The organism is Petralouisia muris (assembly GCF_004793545.1).
GTDB lineage: Bacteria > Bacillota > Clostridia > Lachnospirales > Lachnospiraceae > Petralouisia > Petralouisia muris.
The window spans coordinates 1-25,186 of record NZ_SRYA01000041.1; the positions used below are offsets into that span (position 1 = coordinate 1).

The window sequence follows — 25,186 nt, forward strand, 5'->3', positions numbered from 1 at the left end:
AAAGATGGAAGGAAGAGATGGATTGTCCTGTATGGATTTTTGAAGGTATATGAAAGTAAGAGAATAATCCTCGATAGCTCAATGGTAGAGCACGCGGCTGTTAACCGCGGGGTTGTAGGTTCGAGCCCTACTCGGGGAGTTAAATATAAGTTTGCACGCGATAGTGTTTGCAGACTTTTTTGTTATATAGAATTTCAGGATAGTTAGGAAGTGTAGCAGTTGAAAGTACCTCAATTTAATTTAAAATGCTTAAAATCTTCAAGAGGTGGAGTTTGCCTTATGGGATTTGGAGTTATTATGATGGGATTTGGAATTTATCGCGGGGAGATATCCGTAGTATTAGAAAAAGCAGTAAATATTTGTATGGAGTGTATTGGAATTGGATAACGGTAAAGAGACAAATGAATGGAAACGTCACAAAATTCAGGTGCTTTGGGCATTGCTTACCAATAGTTATCTGATTGGTTTTTTCCAGGGCAGGATATATCGAGGAAAATTAAAGAATTTCTGTGTTCCGGGACTGAACTGCTATTCCTGTCCGGGAGCTATTGGTGCCTGTCCGATCGGGGCAATGCAGGCGGTAATCGGAAGCTGGAATTTTAAGTTTGCATTTTATGTAGCAGGATTTTTGATGTTTACAGGCGCATTGATGGGTAGGTTTGTCTGCGGTTGGCTCTGTCCTTTTGGGCTGATTCAGGATTTACTGCATAAAATTCCTTTTTATAAAAAAGTGGAAACATTTAAAGGGGATAAGTTGCTTCGGAAGCTGAAGTATGTGATTTTTACATTATTTGTAATATTCCTACCTATGCTTTGCGTTGATGTTTTGGGACAAGGAGCGCCTTATTTTTGCAAGCTGATTTGTCCGGCAGGTACATTAGAAGGTGGAATTCCTCTGGTATTTCTGAACAAATCCATGCAAAGCGCTGTTGGCTGGTTGTATGCCTGGAAAAATGTGCTGCTGACACTGATGATTTTTTTGTCTGTTATGATTTATCGTCCATTTTGTAAGTACATATGTCCCCTGGGGGCAATTTATTCTGTCTTTAATTCTACCTCTGTGTTTCGGTATCAGGTGGATAGAGAAGTCTGCACGGATTGCGGCATCTGTGCAAAAGCTTGTAAAATGCAAATCAATCCCGCAAAGAACGCCAACCATCCGGAATGTATTCGCTGCGGTGTGTGCAAAAAAGCCTGTCCTGTAAAGGCAATTAACTAGAGTATAATTTTTTATGAAAAGTTTAGTAAAAAAATGCTTGCATTTTGTAGAGAATTGTGATAATATTAATCCGTCGCTGAGATAACAGCGTGAGGGTAATAGAAGTTAGAATGGAAGTCAGGCTCCTTGGTCAAGCGGTTAAGACATCGCCCTTTCACGGCGGTAACACGGGTTCGATTCCCGTAGGAGTCAGTTCATAGTTAATAATATGCCGATGTGGCTCAATTGGCAGAGCAGCTGATTTGTAATCAGCAGGTTATCGGTTCGAGTCCGATCATCGGCTTGTGTTGATTCAATCAACTTGGACCTTTAGCTCAGTTGGTTAGAGCAACCGGCTCATAACCGGTCGGTCCTGGGTTCGAGTCCCCGAAGGTCCACGATATTAACTATGAGGTAATGGCCTAGTGGCTCAGTTGGTTAGAGCGCCGCCCTGTCACGGCGGAGGTCGAGGGTTCGAGTCCCTTCTGGGTCGTTTACATTCAGCATATCTCGTTAATATTGATTTTGTGCTGAATGTGCAAAACATATATGGGATCTTAGCTCAGCTGGGAGAGCATCTGCCTTACAAGCAGAGGGTCACAGGTTCGAGCCCTGTAGGTCCCATTTGTGTCGGCGTGGCGGAACTGGCAGACGCGCAGGACTTAAAATCCTGTGGTGGCGACATCGTACCGGTTCGATTCCGGTCGCCGGCATTAGGTGAATGAAAATATTAGATAGTATCAGCAGATATAGTTCATCGGTAGAACGCCAGCTTCCCAAGCTGGAGAGGCGGGTTCGATTCCCGTTATCTGCTTTACAGGTAGGAGCCGTAGACTTAAGGATTTTTTAGTAAAATCACAGGTTTAGGGCTTTTTTAGACTATCTGTGATTTTTTATTTTTGCTTGATTTAAAAGGAGGAATTTAAAATGGTGAAGCACATCGTAATGTTTAAATTGAAAGAGACAGATGGAAAAAGTGCAATGGAGAATGCAAAAGAGGCACAGGCACGGGCGGAACAATTAGAGGATGCAATACCGTCCCTTGAAAAAATAGAAGCAGTATGCAATGCCCCTCAAGCGGACGAGAGCAATTATGAATTGGCTTTGATTTGTGATTTTAAGGATATGGAAGCTTTAAATGCATATCAGACACATCCGGCACATTTAAAATTCGGAGAATTTGTGAGTCAGATCAAAGAGAGCCGGACATGTATTGATTATGAATATTAATGTATTGAAGATTTTGGGTCAATAGACTGATGCCTATACGGCTTCTTTCCGAATCCGGATAGGCTCAGGTTTCTTTGAAATAAATGAAAAAAGTGTCTGCCAGAAGCAGCCAATTGGCCCGGAAAAGCTGCATGACCTGCCAGTATCCCATGCCTCGAAGCTGATATTCCTCTACCAGTTCAAATTTGGCAGAAAGGCTTCTCACATCTTCAAACCATACCTCATGGGTCAATCCTTCTGAAATATATTGAAAATAAGGCGACTGAGCCGTTTCATCAAATTGTATGAAAGCATTTTGTTCGATGGCGATCTGAATGGCCTGAACATTGCCAATGGTAGCGGCTTTGGAAGTGCCCGATATAAAAGGAAGTGTCCAGTCATATCCGTAATTGGGAATACCCAAATTAATTTTAGAAGCAGGTATTTTTGTCAAAGCGTATTCTACCACTTCCCGAACTTTATTTAGCGGCGCCACTGCCATAGGAGGACCATAAGTGTATCCCCATTCGTATGTCATTAGGAGGACAGAATCAGCCGCTTCTCCTAAGAGACCGTAATCTTTTCCCTCATAGAGCAGCCCGATTTGATTGTCTGAGGTTTTAGGAGCCAGTGCAACGGATACTGGAAATCCCAGTGCGTTGACGGCTGTCCGTATGTCACGTACAAAATTTACAAAGGGAATTTTGTCCTCAGCGAGAATGTATTCAAAGTCAATGTCTATCCCTTCAAATCCCCGTTCTGTGATCTGAGCAGTGAGGTTGGCAATTAATTGTTGTTTGGCAGTTTCGTTATTTACTATCTGAGAGATCAGGTAATTGCTGAATTGCCCGGTAGGCCCGAAAGGCGTTAATGTCAGGATGGGAGCTGTACCGGAGGCTTTTGCCATAGTAATCATAAAAGTATCATCTAAAAGGGGAGGGATCAATTCTCCTTCTGGGGTAAATCCATAAGAGAAAATAAATAAATCGGAAAGATAAGGCAGGGTTTGCTCCAATACCCATCTGCTGATAAAAGGATAGGCATATCCCCCGGCATATATACTCTTTTTTTCCCGGCCAAGGGAAGTGGGGGCTTCTGCAGACAGAAGAAGAGCCTGGCCGATTGCCAGCGGATAAGGATAGGGAAGTTGGTTATTGTAGATGATGGATTGGGCTGAAATGCCATATGCGTCGGCAATTGTATCCACTGTATCACCAGGGCGGACAATATAAATTTCCATAGATGCTGAATCCTTTTTTTTTAAGATATGAAAGAAGATATCAAAAAATTCCAAAGGAATATTATCTGGATGGAGGAGGACAGGAAATAGCCTCATGGAAAGATTTATTCTTGTTTTTTCCTATGAAAAATTTATAATAGATAGGAAGAAGTTTTTTGGAAGGAGATGGGGAAATTTATGGAAAAATTACTTTATGGCGCTGCATATTATGAAGAATATCTGCCTTATGACCGACTGGAACAGGATGTGGAAATGATGAAGGCGGCAGGAATTAATGTGGTGCGGATTGCAGAATCTACTTGGAGTACCTGCGAGCCCAAAGAGGGAGTATTTGATTTCTCCCATGTGACCCGGGTGATTGATGCAATGGAGCAGGCGGAGATTGATGTGATTGTGGGAACTCCTACCTATGCAGTGCCGGCCTGGATGGTGAAGAAACATCCAAAGGTTCTGGCGCTAACCAAGACAGGCAGGAATCTGTATGGGCCAAGGCAAAATATGGATATTACCAATACAGATTATCTGTTCTATGCAGAACGTGTAATTCGAAGACTGATGGAGCAAACGGCTCATAGGAAAAATGTCATAGGTTTCCAACTGGATAATGAGACGAAATCTTATGGGACGGCAGGAGAAAATGTCCAGAAAGCTTTTCAAGAGTATCTGAAAAAGGAATTTGAATATGATTTGGATCAGATGAATCATCAATTTGGCCTGGATTATTGGAGCAACCGGGTCAACAGCTGGGAAGAGTTCCCGGATGTGCGGGGAACAATCAATGGCAGCCTGGGCGCAGAATTTCAGAAATTTCAGAGAAAGCTGGTAACGGATTTTTTAAACTGGCAGGCAGAGATTGTGAAAGAATATAAGAGGGAAGATCAGTTTATTACCCATAATTTTGATTTTGAATGGCGGGGATATTCCTATGGGGTTCAGCCGGAAGTCAATCACTTTGAAGCTGCCAAATGTATGACCATTGCAGGGGCGGATATTTATCATCCTTCCCAGGATTTGCTGACAGGGGCGGAGATAGCTTTTGGCGGAGATTTGATCCGTTCTGTAAAAAGAGGAAATTATCTGATCCTGGAAACGGAAGCGCAGGGATTTCCGGGATGGACCCCTTATCCGGGGCAGCTTCGCCTGCAGGCATACAGCCACATCGCTTCCGGGGCCAATAGTGTGATGTATTGGCACTGGCATTCCCTCCATAATGCTGTGGAAACATACTGGAAAGGGCTTTTGAGCCATGATTTTGCAGAAAATGAAGCATATCGGGAGGCAAAAATAATTGGCAGAGAGTTTCGGGAGCTGGGAAGCCATCTGGTAAATCTGCAAAAGCAAAATCGGATTGCAATTTTAGTAAGCAATGAATCCTTAACTGGCCTGGAGTGGTTTCCAATTGATGCAGATCCGGCAAATCCGGGAAAAACCGGCTATAATGATGTGGTGCGCTGGCTGTATCACCGATTGTACCGTATGAATGCAGAGTGTGATTTTATCCATCCGGGTTGTGAGGATTTAGAACAATATGATTTGATTTTCGTGCCGGCACTCTATGCGGCGCCGGAATCCCTGCTGAAGCGGCTCAATGAGTATGTTGCAAAAGGCGGACATTTGCTGGCGACGTTTAAGTCTGGATTTGCTGATGAATATGTGAAGGTGCGTACGCAGGTTCAGCCGGCAGTTCTTGGGGAATGCCTGGGGGTAGAATATCATCAGTTTGCATTTCCCAGTAATGTCAGGCTGAAAAGTGAGTATTATCAGGCGCTGGAGGGACCGGTACATACGTTTATGGAGTTTTTGATTTCCAGGGGCGCCCAGGTGCTGGCTGCCTATGAGCATGAGGGATGGGATGGTTACGGAGCGGTTACTCGTAATCACTACGGAAAAGGGACGGCAACTTATCTGGGATGTATGACGGGAGAGAAAACACTGGATATTATTTTAGAGGATGCGCTGAAATGTGCTGGGATTTCAAGAGCAGCGGAAAGGTTTCCGGTAATTGTAAGGAAGGGCAGAAATGATTTCGGGAAAGAAATAGTGTTTTACCTGAATTATTCTCCCAAGGTACAGAAGGCTGTATGGCAGGGGAAAGATACCATTGATTCCTGTGCAGGAGTGGAAGCGGTGGATCTTATCAGCGGAGTGGAAATCAAGCCGGGAGAGGTATTGGAAATCGCTCCCTGGAACTTGCGGATTCTGGAAAATTCCGGAACGATTCTGTAATAATCAGAGACTTTAAAAAATTGCAGTGAGACAGTTGCAAATTGCCGAAAAAAAGAATAAAATCTAAATAGTATTTGCCAAAAAAGAGAGATTTATGCGAAAAGGACTCAATTGAGAAACGATGTGGAGGAAATGTATCATGGAAATGAGTAAGTTAAATACAGGACTGGTCTATACAAATGAAAAATGTATCGGATGTAATCATTGTATTTCAGCATGTCCGGTTTTTGAAGCAAATTATTCATTGAAGCAGGATGGAAAAGACTTAATTTATGTCAATGGCGAAACCTGCGTCCACTGCGGTGCATGTATTGACGCCTGTCATCATCATGCAAGGGATTTTCGGGATGATACAGAGCAGTTTTTTGAAGATTTGGGAAAAGGAGAGGCCATCAGCCTTTTGGTGGCGCCTGCATTTATTGCTAACTATCCCAGAGAATATGGCAGGGTGCTTGGTTATTTGAAAAGACTTGGGGTGAAGCATGTGATCAGTGTCAGTTTTGGGGCGGATATTACTACCTGGGGGTATCTGAATTATATTACAAAGTATAACTTTACAGGGGGAATTTCCCAGCCGTGTCCGGCGATTGTGGACTATATTGAGAAATATGTTCCTGAGCTGATTCCTAAGATTGTCCCGGTGCACAGTCCGCTGATGTGTGCGGCTGTTTATGCGAAGAAATATATGAAAATGACAGACAAGCTGGCGTTCCTCAGTCCTTGCATTGCAAAGAAATCGGAGATTATGCGTTCGGATAACCGGCAGTATGTTTCCTATAATGTAACTTTTGCTCATCTGATGGACAGGTTAAAGGGCGTCAATCTGTCCGCTTATGATGCTGTGGATGAGTTGGAGTATGGCTTGGGAAGCGTCTACCCCCAGCCGGGAGGCTTGAAGGAGAATGTGGAGCATTTTCTGGGAAAGGACGTGCTGGTCCGGCAGATTGAAGGAGAAAGCCATGCATACCATTTTCTGAAAGAGTACGCCAGAAGAGTGAAAAGCGGCAAACAGCTTCCCTTTATGGTGGACGCCCTGAACTGTTCCAACGGATGTCTGCATGGAACAGGCGTGGAGCCAGAGACGGCAGAAAGTGACGATGTATTGTTTGAGATAAACAATCAGAGGAATAAAGCGAAATCCAGTAAGAGGAATAAGAAGAAAGATAAAACCAGTCCATGGGGAAAATGGATTTCTTATGAGAAACGTCTTGCCAACTTTAATGCGCAGTTTGCAGAATTGAAATTGGAAGATTTTATGTGTAAATATCAGGAGCAAAATAAGTCCGCTTCTGTCAATGACCATCAGTTGGAAGCAGGATTTGAAGAGATGAGGAAGGATACCGCAGAAAAACGTGAAATTGACTGCGGCGCCTGCGGTTATGAAAGCTGCCGTCAAATGGCAGAAGCTATCGCATTGGGACTAAACCGGAAAGAAAACTGTATGCATTATGAGAAACACGCATTACAGGAAGAACAGGAGAGGATGCAGGAGATTGCAGAACAGTTACAGGAGTCCCAGAAGCGAAAACAGGAATTGTATGAGGAAGTGATCAGTGATTTTCAGCAAATCAAAGTTTCCATGCAAGAATTGTCGGAGGGCAACCAGGCTTCAGCGGAGGATTCTACCCGGATTGCCCAGGCAGTGGGTTCGATGTCCGGATTTACGGAAATGCTGCGGCGCTCTATGGGACAGGTGTCGGACGCAGTGCAGGGATATGACGTGATGAATGAGGATATCATTAAAATATCCAATCAGACTGGTATGCTGGCGCTGAACGCCGGAATTGAAGCGGCAAGGAGCGGGGAGGCCGGAAGAGGCTTTGCAGTAATTGCCAACCGTGTGCGGGATTTGTCAGAACAGACCAAGGAAGCCGTTTTGGCCGGTAAGGAACAGAGCGCAATTCTGATTCCTGCGATTCAGAAGCTGGATCAGGAAACCAGTCAGTTTGTGCAGAATATTGAGAGCATCAACGATGGAACCTCTGCCCTTGCAGCAAGCAGTGAACAGATCGCCGCACAGACAGAAATGGTGAACGAGATTGTGAACCGTCTGGCGGAGAAGATGAAAGAGGTTGTGGATTAAGAGGAATTGCATTGTGAGGAACCTAACATGAAAGAAAAACTTTATACCATCCCCATTCAGGACGCATTTGCACAGGATTGTGAATGTCCGGTCTGTGCCATGTACCAGAAATTAGAAGATAATGCCATTCATTATACCATAGGCCCGGGAGCCAGTTACATGGAAGAGGATATCAGGGCTCAGACGGATGAACAGGGCTTCTGCCAAAAACATTTGAAAGACCTGTACGCCTATCCCAATAAAATAGGACTGGCAATGATGCTGAAAACCCATATGGACAAGACCATAAAGGAACTGGAAAAGGCTGCAGAAGCGCCGCTGCCCGGGCCGAATTCCATGTTTAAGAAAAACGCCAAGCCCTCCTCCCCGGTGATTGATTTTATTGAGAAGCAGGAGAAAAAATGCTTTGTGTGCGGATATATTACCCAGACCTTTGAGAGCTATATGATGACAATTTTTTATCTGTATGAACGAGAAGAGGATTTCCGGCAGCAGTTCGCACAGTCTAAGGGATTTTGTACCAGCCATTACAAAAGTCTGTTTTGCCTGGCTCCAAAATATTTGAATAAAAAGTATTTAGAACCATTCCTTCGGAAACTGAATGAAATATATTTGGAGAATTTTAAACGGGTCCGGGATGATGTGGAGTGGTTTATCTGTAAAAACGACTATCGGTATCAGGAGGAGCCCTGGAAAAATGCAAGAGATTCTCTGCAGAGAGCCCTGACAAAAACCGGAAGCATAATTGTTCAGGAGGAAGGGTAAGGAGATACAGAAGAGAAGACTTTCCTGAAAATGATGTTTTTCAGGCCGCAGGAAAGGATGGAAGTTGTCAGGAAAAAGCAGGGATACATATGGTGAAGGCAAGGAACTGTGCAATGTTATTTTATCAGATTGCCCAGTTCCTTTTTAGAAATCACAAGAAAGAAACAGCGATAAAAGCGCTGACAGCATGGTTGAGAGCTTACATGCATCCCGGCTGATTGAGAAGCTGGCGCATCTGGCAGACGCCTTTTTGCTGGGAGCTGATAATTGCATCCAGCACAGGCTTGAGCTGGGGGCAGATATCGTATTGCAATGTAGTTTTGGACATTTCAATGGCGCCCATATGATGGGGGATCATTTCCCGAATAAAATCAGGATTTATCTGATTGGTGTCTGGGGCGCATGACATTCTGGAAAACATATACTGCATAATCTGATCCATTCTGCGCTGATACAGGCATAAATCCTGGCTGCAGTTTTTGCGGAGACCGCAGGAGCATTGGATTTCCTGCATATGTTCAATGCTTTTGGTCTGTTCTGCAATAATATTGCATGCAATCTCCTGTAAGGGAATATAGGTGGTGTATTGCAGCAGGTTCTGTGACATTTCGATGGCTGCCTGGTGATGGGGAATCATCTGCATAATAAAATTGCTGGAAATGCTGCTCACCAGTTCTGCTGAGGTCATTTCCTGAATCATTTCGTCCAGAATACAGTGAAAAGTATTCAGATAATTTTTAGCGACATTGCTTAATTTACATGATGTCTGCATAGGAAAGCTCCTTGTAAATGATATCCGTTACTTTAGTATATGCAGAAAAAGCAGAGTGTTGCGGGAAGGAGAGGGAAAAAGAGGAAGAGAGCTTTAGACGTCATAAGTAAAATGTGTTGGAATAAAATCAGGAGCCAAAGAAACGCTGCCGTTGGCTCCTGATTTTACATTTTATAAAATATTGATTTGCAGTCTGCTTTTTTGCATCTGAGCCAGAGAAATTTTATTCCTCAAGTTCCTTCTTTACCTCATCCACAAGCGCAGCAGTGATAATGGCCATCGAATAAGCTTCATCTGCGGTACATCCTCTGGACAGGTCGTTGATAGGAGAATTCAGACCCAGCAGGATTGGGCCGTAAGCTGCAAAATTACCCATACGCTGTGCAATCTTATAACCAATATTGCCGGCGTTGATATCCGGGAAAATAAATACATTGGCATGTCCGGCCACTTCATCGTCCGGGCACTTGGTACGCGCCACACGGGGCGAAACAGCGGCGTCAAACTGCATTTCGCCGGAAATCGGAAGATCCGGCCGTTTTGCCTTGGATTTGCGGGCAGCGTTGCGCATCTTGTCCACATCTTCTCCTGCACCGGAACCAAGGGTAGAATAGCTTAAGAACGCCACTCTCGGCTCAATACCAAACAACTGGCTGCAGTCTGCAGCTCCGATGGCAATGTCAACCAACTCGTCCTCAGTTGGCTTGATGTTGATGGAGCAGTCAGCCATGGCAATCACTTCATTTTCACCGGTAGCGGAAGGGCGCACCAGAATGAAGCAGGAAGATACGATGTTCTTTCCGGGCCGTGTTTTAATTAGTTGCAGCGCCGGCCTTACGGTGTCTGCGGTGGTGTAAGTTGCCCCTCCTAACAGACAGTCTGCATAGCCCATTTTTACCAGCATTGTGCCGAAATAATTGCCCTGTTTTAAGATTTTGCGGGCTTCTTCCATTTTCATGTTCTTGCTTTTCCTGAGTTCGCACAATGTTTCTGCCATTTCATCAATGCTTTCAAAATTCTCAGGGTCGATGATTTCTGCGCCGCGGATGTTGTAGCCGTATTCCTCAGCGGCGTCCTCTACTTCTGTTTTGCTGCCTACCAGTACGGGAGTCAGGAAATAAGAAGCCAGAAGACGTGACGCTGCCTCTAAAATCCGGGGATCGCTGCCCTCTGTAAATACAATTCTTTTCGGGTTCTTCTTCAGTTTGTCAATCATCATACCAAAACCCTGCATGTTTCTATCCATAGTGTAATTCCTCCTTAAAAAATATTTTAAAATATTACTGATTATTAATGTAACATGTTTTTCAAATTTTTCAACTGCTTTGTGTGTATAAAAACAAATACAGTGCGAAATTTTATGCTTTTTTTAAAAAACATCAGAGATTTTTGAAAAAAATAGGGAATAAGCATGGATTGTCAAAAAATTAACAAGAGAATTTCATAAAAAATTTATATTTTTTTCATTGTATTTTACCGGAAGGATGATTATAATGAATAAAAACTGACTGGTCGGTCAGTAAAGAAAAGAAACAGGAGGATAAAAAAATGCTGTCAAGATTCAGCGTGAAAAAGCCCTACACCGTAGTTGTGGGAATTGTATTGGTGATTATTCTCGGCGTGGTGTCTTTAAGTAAGATGAGTACGGATTTGCTGCCGAGTATAAATCTGCCCTATGCAATTGTAATAACTACATATCCCGGGGCCAGCCCAGAGCAGGTGGAGAATGTGGTAACTCAGCCTGTGGAAGCGGCTATGGCAAGTACTTCAAATATTAAAAATATCAGTTCGAATTCTTCCAATAATATGTCAATGGTAATCCTGGAATTTGAACAGACTGCTAATATGGATTCTATTACAGTGGAAATGCGTGAGAGTTTAGATCAGATCAAAGGATACTGGCCGGATACGGTGGGAAATCCTATCATTATGAAGCTGAATCCGGACATGATGCCCATTATGATTGCGGCTGTGGAAGTGGAAGGGATGGACAGTCTGGCCATCAGCGATTATTCAGAGAAAGAGCTGATTCCGGAACTGGAAAGCGTGGAAGGCGTCGCCTCTGTTACCGGCACAGGATTAATTGAGGAATCTATACGGGTGACCTTAAGCCAGGAGAAGATCGATGCCATTAATGCGAAGATTACTGCGTCTTTGGATGATAAATTTGCAGACGCGGAAGAAGAGATGAATTCTGCGGAAGGCGAAATAAGCAGCGGAAAAGATAAATTAGACAGCGGCAAGCAGGAAATGGCAAATCAGCTCAGCGACGCCCAGAACCAGTTGAATGATAAGAAAATTGAACTGTTTCAGACAGAGACAGATTTGAACAACAAGCTGGAAGAGCTGCGGGAGACAAAGAGCAGTACAGAGCAGGGAATTGAATCTTTAAAGGAACTTAAGAAACAAGTAGATTCTCTGGTGGATGGCAAAAAGAAGCTGACAGACGGAATTGCAGAATTACAGAAACAAATTGAGACGCTGGAGGGTCAGGCAGGCCAGCTTGAGAGCGGTCTTGCCCAGGCACAGGAAGGCTTGGGGCAGATACAGCAGGCCCTGCAGCAGGCCAGAGAGGGTCAGCAGAAGGTACAGCAGGCCCTGCAGCAGGCTCAGGCGGCTCAGCTTCAGGAACAGGCGGCTCAGTTACAGGCTCAGGCAGAGCAGCTTCAGGCTCAGATTGCCCAGTTAGAAGAGCAGCAGAGCCAGCTTCAGGCCCAGATTGCCCAATTGGAGGAGCAGAAAGGGAAGCTGGAGGAAGGTCTGGGACAGATGCGTCAGCAGCTTGCACAGCTTCAGGAACAGCTTACCCAGGTGGAGAACGGTCTTGCAGCAGTGAAAAGTGAACTGGCGGCTCAGGAAGGCAGTACCCTGAAGGCGGATGCTTCCGACAAGCAGCTAGTGTCCTATATTTCCAAATCTATTACCCAGGCAGAACAGGGGCTTGTTCAGATTAATGGGGGAATTGCAGCCATTGAGACAGGTCTGCAGAGCGTGGCAGAAGGAAAGACAACCATTAATGAAACGCTGGCAACGCTGAATCAGAGCCAGATTACCGGCTCTGTGGATATGGGAAGCGCTGCGGCTCAGCTTGCAAGTGGGGAAGAGAAGCTGAAGGAATCGAAAGAAACCTTTGAAGACGCCAAGAAAGAAGCATATGATTCTGCGGATCTGAACAATATTCTTACAATGGAAACCCTGACCAATATCCTGACAGCCCAAAATTTCTCCATGCCTGCCGGTTATATTACCGATGAGGGAGAACGGTATATGGTGCGTGTAGGGGATGCGGTGGACAGCGTGGATGCATTGAAGGATATGGTGCTGATGGATCTTGGCATGGACGGCGTGGATGTAATTCATATGTCGGATGTGGCAGATATTGTGGTTGTGGATAATTCAGAGGAGTCTTACGCCAAATTAAACGGCCAGCCGGGAGTGATGCTGTCCATCGAAAAGCAGACCGGTTATTCCACCGGAGATGTGGCGAAACGAATTTATGATAAATTTGAAAGCATGAAAAAGAGCCATGAGAATTTGGAAGTGTCTGTTTTGATGGATCAGGGCATTTACATAGACATGATTGTGGATTCCGTGGTGAATAACATGATTTTTGGCGCAGGCCTTGCGATTCTTATTCTGCTTTTGTTTTTAAAGGATATCAGACCTACGCTGGTCATTGCAGTGTCCATTCCCATATCAGTAATTTTTGCAGTGGTGCTGATGTATTTCAGCGGCGTTACGCTGAATATGATTTCCCTGTCGGGCCTTGCCCTTGGAATCGGTATGCTGGTGGATAACTCCATTGTGGTAATTGAAAACGTTTACCGTATGAGGAATGAGGGGTTATCTGCCAGGAAAGCAGCTGTGGAAGGGGCCAAGCAGGTGAGCGGGGCCATTGCAGCTTCAACGCTGACTACTGTGTGCGTATTTGCGCCTATTGTATTTACCGAAGGAATTACCCGTCAGCTTTTTGTGGATATGGGACTTACTATTGCCTACTCCCTTCTTGCCAGCCTGCTGATTGCATTGACCTTTGTGCCGATGATGGGGGCAGGGCTGCTGAAAAAGACCAAGGATATCAAGCATCCCTGGTTTGACAGATTCCAGGAAGCGTATGGGGCAGTGCTGGAGAAGCTGCTTCATGTGAAACCGCTGGTGCTGCTGGTGATGGTGGCATTACTCATTGTCAGCGCCAGGGCTTCCATGTCAAAGGGAACTGCATTTATGCCGAATATGGAAAGCACGCAGATGTCCGTAACTATTACGCCGCCGGAGGATGCGGAATTTGAGGATGCCTGCAGGCTGGCGGATGAGGTGACAGAGCAGATCCAGACCATTGAGGATGTGGATTCCATCGGCGCTATGGCAGGGGGAAGCGGCATCGCCGCAAGCATGATGGGAGGCGGAAGCAGTAATGATATCAGCCTTTATATTATTTTAAAAGAAGATAAGAAGTTAACCAACGATGAGATTGCAAAGCAGATTACAGAGTTAACTCAGGATATGGAAGGGGAAATCAGCGTCAGCAGCTCTAATATGGATATGGGAGCGCTGGCAGGAGAGGGAATCTCCATACGGATTAAGGGACGTGACTTGGATAAGCTTCAGGAACTTGCCAAAGAGGTTGCCGGCATTGTGGAAAACGTCGAGGGAACCTCTGAAGTTTCAGACGGTATGGAAGAGACAGAAAAAGAATTCCGTATTACCGTAGACAAGGAAAAGGCGGCAAAATACGGCATGACTGTGGCGCAGATTTATCAGCTTGTGTATGAGCAGATGGAAAATGAAACCTCAGATGACACCATTTCCACAGACATCAAGGATTACGAGGTCTATCTGGAAAGCGTGGAACAAAAGGAGGCTTCCTTAGAATCCCTGAGAAAATTAACTTTTACTTATACGGACAAGGAAGACGGGGAGGAACGGGAGATTTCTGTTTCGGAGGTTGCAGAATTTGAAGAGATGGAAAGCCTTACCTCCATCAGCCGTGACGGCCAGGAACGGTATGTAACGGTAAGCGCTGCCATTGCAGATGGCTATAATGTAGGCCTGGTGGGAAATGATGTGGAGCAGGCCCTGAAGGATTACGAAGCGCCGGAAGGCTATTCCTTAGAGATGACAGGAGAAAATGAAACCATTAATGAGGCGATGGAGCAGCTGATGCTGATGCTGATTCTGGCAATTGCATTTATTTATCTGATTATGGTGGCACAGTTCCAGTCGCTGAAAGCGCCCTTTATTATTTTGTTTACGATACCGCTTGCACTGACCGGAGGATTTCTGGCATTGTTCTTTACAGGCAATGAAATCAGCATTATTTCCATGATTGGATTTATTATGCTGGTGGGAATTATTGTAAACAATGGTATTGTAATGGTGGAATATATCAATCAGCTCAGGAAGGAAGGCATAGAGAAGCGGGAGGCGATTGTAACGGCAGGAAAGACCCGTATGCGGCCGATTCTGATGACAGCCATGACTACGATTCTTGCGATGGTTACCATGGCTTTCGGAAATGACATGGGTTCTGATATGTCAAGGCCCATGGCGATTGTAACCATCGGCGGAATGATTTACGGAACGGTGATGACGCTGGTAGTGGTGCCCTGTATTTATGATTTGTTTTACAGTAATAAGAGCATGGTAGAGGAAGAGATATAATGAAAAAGGGAAACGGTAAAACAGAAGACGCCTGCCTGGAGCTGGAGCAGAAATATCCTCCCAAGGTAAAGGCGATGTATGAGGCGGTGCTGGAGCTGTTTGCTTCCGGGCGGGAGCTTGGCACCCTGAAGGTATCAGAGATTACAGCGCTGGCAGGGATTGGAAAAGGGACTGCCTATGAATATTTCTCCACAAAAGAAGAAATGATTGTGGGCGCCATACAATACGAGGCGGAACGGCATATTTCCACTATTTTTGAATTGATTGAGAACGGGCAGAGTTTTCAGGAAATTATTTTTCAAGGGTTGGAAATGTTGGAGGACACCTGCAAAAAATACGATGGTTTTGTGTTGTTGGAAAAGATTATGCGGGATCGTACCATAACCGGAAGCAGTCTGCTGGATGAACTGGAAAAACGGAAGAAAAACTGCTGTTCGGCAAAGCACCTTACAGATCGGCTGTTTCAGCTTGCGGAGGAAAAAGGCCTGATTCGGGAGAGGAACGCCTTTCAGGTATGGAGCGCCATATTGTCCCAGTTTGCGATTTATGCATTTTATCTGACTCATCCGTCTGTGTTTGACCAGGCAGACCGGGAAGCGGCAAGGAATTTTGTCTATGGAAATATTATAAAGCTTCTGAATTGAAGTCAAATTTTTCGAAAAAAATTTTTCAGGCTACTTGACATTTTTGCCATTAGATTTTACAATGGACGAAAAATCATGTGAAGCAAAGGTAATGAGAAAGAGGAGTACGCAGAAGACTCCTGTCAGAGAGGGAAGCCCACAGGCTGGAAGGCTGCCCTGGGATAAGATCTGCGGAAGGTAGCTTTTGAACCGGAGGACTGAACGGAATCTTTTTCAGTAAGTTTTCCCGGCCCATCCCCGTTACAGGATAGAAAGATATGCTTTTTGACCCGGATAGAGCAATGCGCCGATACAGTATCCTGCTGTTTTGCACAGAGGATATTTACAGGCGGTTTTCCGAAAACAGCATGAATAAAGGTGGTACCGCGATAAGTCGCCCTTTACCGATAAGGTAAAGGGCGTTATTTTTTGAAAAGGAGAACAATTATGAGTAAAGAATTAGCCAAAACTTACGATCCAAAATCCATTGAAGACCGTCTCTACCGCAAATGGGAAGAGAATAAATATTTCCACGCTCAAGTGGACCGCAGCAAAAAGCCTTTCACCATTGTGATGCCTCCGCCCAATATTACCGGACAGCTTCATATGGGACACGCTCTGGACAATACCATGCAGGATATTTTAATCCGTTACAAGAGGATGCAGGGCTACAATGCGCTGTGGCAGCCGGGGACGGATCACGCGTCTATTTCCACGGAAGTAAAGGTGATTGAATCCTTAAAGGCCCAGGGCATTGACAAGAAAGATCTGGGACGGGAAGGATTTTTAGAAAAAGTCTGGGAATGGAAGGAAGAATACGGCGGAAGGATTGTAAAACAGCTAAAAAAAATGGGTTCTTCCGCGGACTGGGACAGAGAGCGTTTTACCATGGACGAGGGATGCTCCCGGGCAGTGCAGGAAGTCTTCATCAAATTATATGAGAAGGGCCTGATTTACAAAGGCTCCCGGATTGTAAACTGGTGTCCGGTATGTAAGACCTCCATTTCTGACGCCGAGGTGGAGCATGAGGAACAGGACGGGTTTTTCTGGCATATTAATTATCCGGTAAAAGGAGAAGAGGGAAGGTTTGTGGAAATTGCCACTACCAGGCCGGAAACCTTGCTGGGGGATACGGCAGTGGCAGTGAATCCTGAGGATGAACGGTATCAGGATATTATCGGCAAGACGCTGATTATTCCACTGGTAGGCCGGGAGATTCCTGTAGTGGCTGACCACTATGTAGATAAGGAATTCGGAACCGGATGCGTAAAAATTACCCCGGCCCATGATCCCAATGACTTCGAGGTGGGCAAGCGCCATAACCTGCCGGAAATCAATGTTTTGAATGATGACGCTACCGTCAATCAAAACGGAGGAAAATACGCAGGGATGGATCGTTACGAAGCCAGAAAACTTATGGTAAAGGAATTGGAGGAACAGGGACTCTTAGTAAAGGTGGTGCCCCACTCCCACAATGTGGGAACCCATGACCGCTGCAATACCACAGTGGAGCCTATGGTAAAACAGCAGTGGTTTGTGAAGATGGATGAACTGATTCAGCCGGCGGCAGAGGCAGTCAGAAAAGGCGATATCAAACTTTTGCCGGAGCGGATGGAAAAGATATATTTTAACTGGACAGATAACATCAGAGACTGGTGCATCTCCAGACAGCTCTGGTGGGGACATCGGATTCCGGCTTATTACTGCGCAGACTGCGGGGAGCTTGTGGTTGCCAGGGAAAATCCGGGAACATGCCCCAAATGCGGCTGCACCCATATGACGCAGGATGAGGATACTCTGGATACTTGGTTTTCTTCTGCATTGTGGCCTTTTTCCACTTTAGGCTGGCCGGATAAGACAGAGGAATTAGACTATTTCTATCCCAATGATGTGCTGGTAACTGGCTATGATATTATTTTCTTCTGGGTCATCCGCATGATTTTTTCCGGGTATGAGCAGATGGGCAGCAAGCCCTTCCACACAGTACTGTTTCATGGGTTGATCCGGGATTCCCAGGGCAGGAAGATGAGCAAGTCCCTGGGAAACGGAATTGATCCCCTGGAAGTCATTGAAAAATACGGCGCAGATGCGCTGCGTCTGACTTTGATTACTGGAAACGCACCAGGAAATGATATGCGATTTTATTGGGAGAGAGTGGAATCTTCCAGGAACTTTGCTAATAAAATATGGAATGCATCCCGTTTTATTATGATGAATCTGGAGGAAGGAAAGCTCAAAGAACCTGATTTGTCTGAGCTGGCAGTGGAAGATCAATGGATTTTATCCAAAGTGAACCAATTGGCGAAAGACGTTACGGAAAATATGGATAAATTTGAGCTTGGAATTGCAGTTCAAAAAGTTTATGATTTTATCTGGGATGAATTCTGTGACTGGTATATAGAAATTGCCAAGACAAGAACCTTTAAGAAAGAAGAGAATCCGGAATCTGCCCAGGTGGCAATGTGGACCCTTAAGACGGTTCTGATTCAGGCATTGAAATTGCTGCACCCCTATATGCCGTTTATTACGGAAGAGATTTTCTGCACGCTTCAGGAAGAAGAGGAAACCATTATGCTGTCTCAGTGGCCCCAGTACAGAGAAGATTGGAAGTTCTCAAAGGCGGAAGAGGCGCTGGAGCATGTAAAGGATCTGGTAAAAGGAATCCGCAATACAAGAGCGGAGATGGAAGTTCCCCCCAGTAAAAAGGCGAAAGTATTTATTGTAACGGAAGAGGCGGCTCTTTCCGATACCTTTGAAACCATGCAGAACGCTTACTGTATGTTAGCCGGAGCCAGTGAGATTCACGTGCAGCAAAACAGGGACGGAATTGGGGAAGATGCGGTTTCTGTGGTAATCCCAGGGGCGGCAGTGTATCTGCCGCTGGAGGATCTGGTGGATTTTGAAAAGGAGAAGGAGCGTCTTCTCAAAGAAAAGGAGCGCCTTGGCAAGGAACTCGCCCGTTCCAGGGGCATGCTGTCAAATGAGAAGTTTATGAGCAAAGCGCCAAAAGAAAAAGTGCAGGAGGAAAAGGAGAAACTGGAAAAATATGAGAAAATGATGGCGCAGGTCCAGGAGCGTTTAGCGCAGATGTCCTAGAACTAAATTCCTGGGAAATATTTATTCCTGTATTTTGAATAAATATGTTGAAATAAGACGCAAAAATTGTTATTATAGTATATATAACTTTATTTCGCAATAAATTCCAGGCAAGGGGGAATCTGTAATGACAGCTTTAACGAAGAATGAACCGCAGGTAAGAGTCAGTCATGACAACATGCAGGCGTATCTATACTTACCGGATCCCGTATTGGAAACTTATGAAGAAAGTGATATCGATGAAGCGCTGCAGAAAAGCGGTGTAGTATATGGGGTTCTGAAAGATAAGATTCAGCAAATGATAGAGAGAAGAATGTACAATCGAGAAGTGCTGATTGCCCAGGGAGATATTCCTAAAGATGGCGTGAATGGTTACTATGAGTACAAATTTGACGTGAATTTCAGCAAGAAGCCGAAAGTGCGTCCTGACGGTTCCGTAGACTATTGGAGCATTAAAATGGTAGAAATTGTTACGGAAGGCCAGGAGATCGCAGTATATCATAAGTCAATTCCCGGGGAAGACGGAATGACGGTAAAAGGAAGGCCGGTGCTGGCTAAGCGGGGAAGAGATCTGGTTCCGTTGCGGGGCAAAGGATTTGAGCGTTCCGAAGACGGTTTGAGTTATACTTCGCTGATGGACGGCAAGATTGAGATGAATAATGATCGTATCACGATTTTGCCGGTATATGAGGTGAACGGCGATGTGGACCTTTCTATCGGGAACATTGATTTCCGCGGGGACGTGATTATTCATGGCGGCATATGCAGCGGAGTATCCGTGAAAGCTACCGGAACTATCACGGTGGACGGCGTTGTAGAAGGCGCAAAGATTGAAGCGGGTAGGGATATTGTACTTAGAAGCGGCGTAATGGGAGCCTCCAGGGCAGTCATTACCACAAGAGGAAACATTTCAGCAAAGTTTTTTGAGTATGCCAGAGTGCATGCCAATGGCTCTATCCAGGCGGATGTGTTTTTGAACTGCCAGGTATCCTGCGGGGAGAACATTCTGCTGGATGGGAAGAAAGCAAGCATTGTAGGCGGAGAAGTAGGTGCCATTCAGGGAATTGTGGTACATACGCTGGGCAGTGACGGGGAGGTCAGAACTCAGGTGAGAATCGGGAATGACGCCTCTGTGAGACGGCGGATTGGCGTACTGCGCAATAAGATTGAAGTAGAAAAGGCAAACCTTGAGAAAATTGAGGATGCCCTGAAGCTTCTGAAAGATTTAAAGAATGATCCCAGAAGGACAGATCTTCTGCGGGTGAAGATCCGGGATACGGCATTGCTGGCAGAGGATACCGCAGAGCTGGAGAAGCTGGAGGATCAGCTGGAACGGGCCAAGGGCGGCAGTATTCGAGTGAACGGTCATGTATATCCAGGAGTGCGGGTTGAGATTGACGATCTGGAGGTACATGTGAAGGAGGAGCAGATCCGTTTGGAATTTATCAGACAGATGGATAAGATTATTATGTGTTCTCTTTAGTGCCCAGGTTAGTATAGCTGGAATATCATGCGGCGGATGTTAGGGAGACGCTGATATCAGCAGAATTGGGAACAACGATAGTTATGTTGCAGCATACAGCAGCCATTTCTTGAAAGAGATGGCTGCTTTTTAGAGCATGTTGGCTGCAGTAAGCGAGGGTACAAGCTGATTTCATCGATTATTGTCGAGCGAAAGTTTTGAAATATAGAAAAAATATCTGGATTTCAGGGATAGGCTATATTATAATGGGTGGAGTACAAAGAGGTGCAGCCAGAAATGAAAACTTATGAGGAAACAGTAAATGGGATTTTGGAAATTCCAAAGTTTACCAGTAAAAATACATTGGATCACACTAGAGAGTTTCTGGGCCGGCTGGGAAATCCCCAGAAAAGATTTAAGGTGATTCATGTGGCGGGAAGCAATGGAAAGGGCAGCGTATGCGCTTTTCTTGCCAGTGTGCTTCAGCAGGCCGGGAAGAAAACAGGACTTTTTACGTCTCCCCATCTGGTAAATATGGAAGAGCGGTTTCAGATTAATGGGAGGCCATGCAATCGGCAGGAATTTGTGCAGGCGGCAGAGAAGGCGGCAGCGGCAGCGGCAGGGATGGTGCAGGACGGCCTGCCTCATCCTACCTTTTTTGAATATGTGTTTGCCGTGGGAATGGTGATTTTCGCAGCGCAGCAGGTAGAATATGCTGTACTGGAAACCGGAATGGGAGGAAGGCTGGATGCTACGAATATTACAGAGCATCCTTTGATTACTGTAATTACCTCTATCAGCCTGGAGCATACAGAAATTTTGGGTGATACATTAGAGAAAATTGCAGCGGAGAAGGCAGGAATTTTAAAGCCGTACGTTCCGGTGGCCTATGATGCTTCTGTGCTGGAGACGGCAGCTGTAATTGAAGAAAAAGCAGATGCTCTGCATTGCCGGAAATATCCGGTCAGGGCTGAGAAAATTAAAATTTTATTAAACACAGGAAAAAAGATTGATTTTTCTTATGATTCTGGTTATGATGTTACTGAACTTTCCATTCCTTTCGGAGCGCCGTATCAGGCAGGAAATGCAGCATTGGCGCTTACAGCATTGGAATATTTAAGGGAGACAGAGGGAATTTCAGAGCAGGCAGTCAGAGCCGGCATGGCCGGGGTAAGCTGGAAGGGCAGAATGCAGGAAGTGCAGCAGGACGTATATTTTGACGGAGCGCATAATCTGTCAGGAATTGAAAGATTTTTGGAAGCGGTGAGGCAGATTACAGAGGAATCTGCTGTTTTGCTGTTTTCTATGGTGAAGGAGAAGGATTATATTCATGCTGCCCAGCTGCTTTTGACAGAAGGAAGCTGGGAGGAAATTGTAATTACAACTGTCCCTGGAACACGGGGAGCTGCCTGCAGGGAGTTAGGCGATGCATTCCGGCAATTTGCCGGAGACAGCCGTGATGTTCCGGATACAGAGGATGGGCGAGAGCGTGTGGTAAGCAGCCCTGTTCCGTCAGCAGAGGGCGGTCAGAACCATTACGTCAAGAGGACAGGGACTGTAAAGATCACAGAGATAGAGGATAGGAAGCAGGCATTTGCACATGCACTGGAAGCCAGAAAGCCAGGGCAGAAGCTTTTTTGTGCAGGGTCTTTGTATCTTATCGGTGAATTGGAGCAGATAACAGGAGGTATGCAGAATGATTAATTTTGAAGAAGAATTGAAGAAATTTAAGCCCAGCCTGGAGGTAGAAGAGGCAGAGGACGCCATATATGACAGGGATTTGACTGATATGACCGATATCATGCAGGAGATTCTCAGGGAAGCAAGGCAGCAGAGATAAGGAAATATATTGAAGATAAGAAAGGAACTCTATGGATTCTTATAATAAAATTATTCGTGTGTCCAATGCATTGTATAATGATGGATTGGAAAAAGCAAAGGTGCGGGATTTGTCTGGTGCAATTCAGTCCCTTCGGAAGAGTCTGCAGTATTATAAAGCCAATACCCAGGCAAGGAATCTGCTGGGGCTGATTTATTACGAAATGGGAGAAGTGGTGGACGCATTAAGCGAGTGGGTCTTAAGCCGCAGCCTGGAGCCCAAAGGAAATCCTGCGGAAAAATATCTGGAAGAAATACAGTCGAACCGTTCCCAGTTAAATGCAGTCAATCAGACCATTAAGAAGTATAATCAGGCTCTTTTATACTGCCAGCAGGACAGCAGAGATCTCGCCATAATACAGTTAAAAAAAGTGCTTTCCATGAACCCGGGACTGGTGAAGGGATATCAGCTTCTGGCGCTGCTTTATATGGAGGAAGGCAAATACGAACTGGCTAGAAAAGAGTTATGGGCTGCTACGGAGATTGACACGAATAACGGCACGACCCTTCGGTATCTTCGGGAAGTAAATATTTGTCTGCAGGAAAGCCACTCAAAGCTTGGGCGCAAGGAGAAAGAGGAGTCCGCTTCTTATCAGAGCGGCAATGATACCATTATACAGCCCACCAATTTCAAAGATAATTCAGCGGTTATGACCATTTTAAATCTTGTGATTGGCGTGGGAATCGGAGTGCTGATTACCTGTTTTCTGGTTATTCCCGGAATCCAGCAGAATGCTGTGTCCCAGGCTAAGAAGGCGGAGCTGGAGGCAAATGATTCTTTAACCACCCGCAATCAGGAGATTAAGAGCCTGGAGAATCAGATTCAAGAATTGGAGAAACAGATCAAGGAGCAGGAGAATGATTCTAAGGACGCCCAGAAAATTGTGGACAGTTATGAACAGTTGATTGTGGCCTATGATGCCTTTGCCCAGCAGAATATTCAGGGGGCAGGAGATACCATTGCCAATGTGGATCCCAAGCTGCTGGGGACTCAGGCTAAGGCAATCTATGACAGTTTAAATACTCAGGTGAATGAACAGTATATCAATGCAGTTTATGCACAGGCAGAGCAGGATTACCGCAGCAATCGTTTCCCGGAGGCTGTTACAGGTCTGGAAAAGGTAGTGCAGGCAGAAGAAGATTATAATGATGGATACGCCATTTATTATCTTGCCCAGTCTTACCGCCAGACCGGAGATATGGAGAATGCACAGAAGTATTATCAAAGAATGGTGGAGCTTCATCCGGGCACTTCCCGGGCCAGAAGGTCTCAGCAATATTTGGATGAAATGGCGGCACAGCAGCCGCAGTAATGTCGGTTCTTATTAGAAATAGCACAGCAGCTGCAGGAATGCCTGCCTTTATCAGAAATGACTGTGCAGCAATAAAAATGAATAGAGGATTATACAAAAGACGTCTGGAATACAAGGCGTCTTTTTTTATATCAAGGGAAGCGAAAGGAAGGAAAATTATGGAGCACAGATTTGAAAAAGAGTATGGATGCCTTGTGATAAGGATGCCCAGAGAGCTGGATCATCATCAGGCGGAAATTTTAAAGGAGGAGGCAGATGGGCTGATTCTGAAATATCCGGTGCGCAGCCTGGTATTTGATTTTGCAGATACCTGTTTTATGGACAGTTCCGGCATCGGAGTGGTGATTGGAAGATGCAAAAATGTGCGCTTTTCCGGCGGATATGTCAAGGCAGTTCATTTGAATCAGCAGATACAGCGGATTTTCAGGCTGTCTGGCCTGCAGAAAATTATGGAAGTGGAACAGGAAGAAGAATAAGGAGGATTCTATGGAACAGGTAAAAAATGAAATGAAAATGGAATTTCTGGCATCTTCGATGAATGAGGGATTTGCCAGAATTACGGTGGGGGCCTTTGTAGCGGAGCTGAATCCGACGGTGGACGAGCTTGCGGACATTAAGACAGCCGTCAGCGAAGCGGTTACCAATTGTATTATCCACGGATATGAGCAGAAAGAGGGCAGCATCTGGATTCAGTGCAGTACGGATGAACAGCAGGTGGAAATTTCCGTAGTGGATACCGGAAAGGGAATCAGAGATGTGGAACAGGCCAGGGAGCCATTGTTTACCACGAAGCCTGAGCTGGAGCGGTCAGGCATGGGATTTGCATTTATGGAGGCGTTTATGGATGAGGTGGAAGTGGTCTCCCAGCCGGGCCAGGGAACCTGTGTTACCATGCGCAAAACCATTGGAAAAGGGTAGGACATGCTATGCATGGGGAAGATATGCGTAGACTGCTAAAAGAGGCGCAGCAGGGAGACAGAGACGCAAGGGAACAGATGATTCAGAATAATATGGGGCTGGTCTGGAGCATTGTACATAGGTTTGCCAATCGGGGTTATGAATTGGAGGATTTATTCCAGGTGGGAAGCATTGGGCTGATGAAGGCCGTTGACAACTTTGATCTGTCTTTTGAAGTAAAATTCTCTACCTATGCAGTTCCCATGATTACCGGGGAAATCAGGCGGTTTCTGCGTGATGACGGCATGATCAAGGTCAGCAGAAGCCTGAAGGAAAATGGCGCAAAGGTCAGACAGGCCAGGGAAAAGCTTCTGGCAGAGCTTGGACATGAACCTAATTTGCAGGAAATTTCAGATGAGACCGGATTTCCCAAAGAAGAGATTGTCATGGCGCTGGAGGCAAATGAAGAGGTGGAGTCTATTGATAAAACTTATAAGCCTGAGGAAGGAAAAGAGTCCTGCCTGGCAGACCGGATTCCCCAGAAAAAGGACAGCCATGAGGCGTTGCTGAATCATATGCTGTTAGAGCAGCTTTTGGCGGAGCTTGGAGATACGGAGCGGCGACTGATTGAGCTTCGGTATTTTAAAGACAAAACCCAGACCCAGGTGGCCGGGGAGCTGGGCATCAGCCAGGTGCAGGTCAGCAGGTTGGAAAAACGGATTCTGCTGGGAATGCGGAATCGGATCAGGTAGGCCAAAGGGGC

Annotated in this window: 19 protein-coding genes and 8 tRNA genes; 24 read left to right on the plus strand and 3 right to left on the minus strand. The window is 45.5% G+C overall.

What is annotated here, in order from left to right; all coding sequences use genetic code 11:
• Window positions 1-67: 67 nt before the first annotated feature.
• The 11 genes from E5329_RS17870 (at window position 68) to E5329_RS17920 (ending at window position 2,428) form a co-directional block, all read left to right on the plus strand.
• Window positions 68-139: transfer RNA gene (locus E5329_RS17870), tRNA-Asn, on the plus strand.
• Between the two features lie 80 nt (window positions 140-219).
• Window positions 220-387 carry a CD1871A family CXXC motif-containing protein gene (locus tag E5329_RS17875; protein WP_135990794.1) on the plus strand — a complete coding sequence of 56 codons (168 nt, stop codon included), beginning with the start codon at window positions 220-222 and terminating at the stop codon, window positions 385-387.
• Complete coding sequence (locus E5329_RS17880; protein WP_168356677.1) at window positions 380-1,219, plus strand: 4Fe-4S binding protein; 840 nt, start codon at window positions 380-382, stop codon at window positions 1,217-1,219. The genes E5329_RS17875 and E5329_RS17880 overlap by 8 nt, the downstream gene beginning before the upstream one ends.
• 120 nt (window positions 1,220-1,339) lie before the next feature.
• Window positions 1,340-1,411: transfer RNA gene (locus tag E5329_RS17885), tRNA-Glu, on the plus strand.
• Between the two features lie 18 nt (window positions 1,412-1,429).
• A tRNA-Thr gene (locus E5329_RS17890) sits at window positions 1,430-1,502 on the plus strand.
• 20 nt (window positions 1,503-1,522) lie between these two features.
• Window positions 1,523-1,596 (plus strand) — tRNA-Ile (locus tag E5329_RS17895).
• Between the two features lie 21 nt (window positions 1,597-1,617).
• Window positions 1,618-1,691, plus strand: a tRNA-Asp gene (locus E5329_RS17900).
• Between the two features lie 58 nt (window positions 1,692-1,749).
• Window positions 1,750-1,822, plus strand: a tRNA-Val gene (locus tag E5329_RS17905).
• A gap of 5 nt (window positions 1,823-1,827) precedes the next feature.
• Window positions 1,828-1,911 (plus strand) — tRNA-Leu (locus E5329_RS17910).
• A 30-nt stretch (window positions 1,912-1,941) separates the two neighbouring features.
• Window positions 1,942-2,012: transfer RNA gene (locus E5329_RS17915), tRNA-Gly, on the plus strand.
• A gap of 113 nt (window positions 2,013-2,125) precedes the next feature.
• Window positions 2,126-2,428 (plus strand): Dabb family protein, encoded by a 303-nt coding sequence (locus E5329_RS17920; RefSeq protein ID WP_135990795.1) that lies wholly within the window; start codon window positions 2,126-2,128, stop codon window positions 2,426-2,428.
• Window positions 2,429-2,492: 64 nt separating this feature from the next.
• On the opposite strand, the gene E5329_RS17925 is transcribed toward E5329_RS17920, so the two are convergent.
• Window positions 2,493-3,647, minus strand: coding sequence for a glycosyl hydrolase family 18 protein (locus tag E5329_RS17925; RefSeq protein ID WP_135990796.1), 1,155 nt, complete (start codon window positions 3,645-3,647; stop codon window positions 2,493-2,495).
• Window positions 3,648-3,824: 177 nt separating this feature from the next.
• On the opposite strand from E5329_RS17925, the gene E5329_RS17930 reads away from it, so the two are divergent.
• From E5329_RS17930 to E5329_RS17940, 3 genes are all read left to right on the plus strand, one after another.
• Complete coding sequence (locus tag E5329_RS17930; protein WP_135990797.1) at window positions 3,825-5,873, plus strand: beta-galactosidase; 2,049 nt, start codon at window positions 3,825-3,827, stop codon at window positions 5,871-5,873.
• 139 nt (window positions 5,874-6,012) lie between these two features.
• Window positions 6,013-7,956: a [Fe-Fe] hydrogenase large subunit C-terminal domain-containing protein gene (locus E5329_RS17935; protein ID WP_135990798.1), complete on the plus strand. Its 1,944-nt coding sequence runs from the start codon at window positions 6,013-6,015 to the stop codon at window positions 7,954-7,956.
• Between the two features lie 27 nt (window positions 7,957-7,983).
• On the plus strand, window positions 7,984-8,721 hold the full coding sequence (locus tag E5329_RS17940; protein ID WP_135990799.1) for a DUF6062 family protein: 738 nt from the start codon (window positions 7,984-7,986) through the stop codon (window positions 8,719-8,721).
• Between the two features lie 199 nt (window positions 8,722-8,920).
• On the opposite strand, the gene E5329_RS17945 is transcribed toward E5329_RS17940, so the two are convergent.
• Window positions 8,921-9,493 (minus strand): DUF305 domain-containing protein, encoded by a 573-nt coding sequence (locus E5329_RS17945; RefSeq protein ID WP_135990800.1) that lies wholly within the window; start codon window positions 9,491-9,493, stop codon window positions 8,921-8,923.
• 223 nt (window positions 9,494-9,716) lie between these two features.
• Window positions 9,717-10,727, minus strand: a complete 1,011-nt coding sequence (pta, locus tag E5329_RS17950) for a phosphate acetyltransferase (protein WP_135990826.1) — start codon at window positions 10,725-10,727, stop codon at window positions 9,717-9,719.
• Between the two features lie 314 nt (window positions 10,728-11,041).
• Here pta and E5329_RS17955 point away from each other — a divergent pair, with 314 nt between their 5' ends.
• The 10 genes from E5329_RS17955 to E5329_RS17995 all read left to right on the plus strand — a co-directional run bounded on the left by E5329_RS17955 (window position 11,042) and on the right by E5329_RS17995 (window position 25,175).
• On the plus strand, window positions 11,042-15,154 hold the full coding sequence (locus E5329_RS17955) for an efflux RND transporter permease subunit (protein ID WP_135990801.1): 4,113 nt from the start codon (window positions 11,042-11,044) through the stop codon (window positions 15,152-15,154).
• Entirely contained in the window at window positions 15,154-15,798 is a 645-nt protein-coding gene (locus E5329_RS17960) for a TetR/AcrR family transcriptional regulator (RefSeq protein ID WP_135990802.1), read from the plus strand. The genes E5329_RS17955 and E5329_RS17960 overlap by 1 nt, the downstream gene beginning before the upstream one ends.
• A 426-nt stretch (window positions 15,799-16,224) precedes the next feature.
• Entirely contained in the window at window positions 16,225-18,873 is a 2,649-nt protein-coding gene (locus E5329_RS17965) for a valine--tRNA ligase (protein ID WP_135990803.1), read from the plus strand.
• 127 nt (window positions 18,874-19,000) lie between these two features.
• The gene (locus E5329_RS17970) at window positions 19,001-20,356 is read left to right on the plus strand and encodes a DUF342 domain-containing protein (protein ID WP_135990804.1); all 1,356 of its coding nucleotides are present in this window, start codon (window positions 19,001-19,003) and stop codon (window positions 20,354-20,356) included.
• Window positions 20,357-20,632: 276 nt separating this feature from the next.
• Window positions 20,633-22,039, plus strand: coding sequence for a bifunctional folylpolyglutamate synthase/dihydrofolate synthase (locus E5329_RS17975; protein WP_135990805.1), 1,407 nt, complete (start codon window positions 20,633-20,635; stop codon window positions 22,037-22,039).
• Window positions 22,032-22,175 carry a hypothetical protein gene (locus tag E5329_RS29900; protein WP_168356678.1) on the plus strand — a complete coding sequence of 48 codons (144 nt, stop codon included), beginning with the start codon at window positions 22,032-22,034 and terminating at the stop codon, window positions 22,173-22,175. Before E5329_RS17975 ends, E5329_RS29900 begins: the two co-directional genes overlap by 8 nt.
• Before the next feature lie 31 nt (window positions 22,176-22,206).
• Entirely contained in the window at window positions 22,207-23,526 is a 1,320-nt protein-coding gene (locus E5329_RS17980) for a tetratricopeptide repeat protein (RefSeq protein WP_135990806.1), read from the plus strand.
• 158 nt (window positions 23,527-23,684) lie between these two features.
• On the plus strand, window positions 23,685-24,002 hold the full coding sequence (locus tag E5329_RS17985) for an STAS domain-containing protein (RefSeq protein WP_135990807.1): 318 nt from the start codon (window positions 23,685-23,687) through the stop codon (window positions 24,000-24,002).
• A gap of 10 nt (window positions 24,003-24,012) precedes the next feature.
• Window positions 24,013-24,444 (plus strand): anti-sigma F factor, encoded by a 432-nt coding sequence (gene spoIIAB / locus E5329_RS17990; RefSeq protein ID WP_135990808.1) that lies wholly within the window; start codon window positions 24,013-24,015, stop codon window positions 24,442-24,444.
• Window positions 24,445-24,467: 23 nt separating this feature from the next.
• Window positions 24,468-25,175 carry a SigF/SigG family RNA polymerase sporulation sigma factor gene (locus tag E5329_RS17995; protein ID WP_408634665.1) on the plus strand — a complete coding sequence of 236 codons (708 nt, stop codon included), beginning with the start codon at window positions 24,468-24,470 and terminating at the stop codon, window positions 25,173-25,175.
• Window positions 25,176-25,186 lie beyond the last annotated feature (11 nt).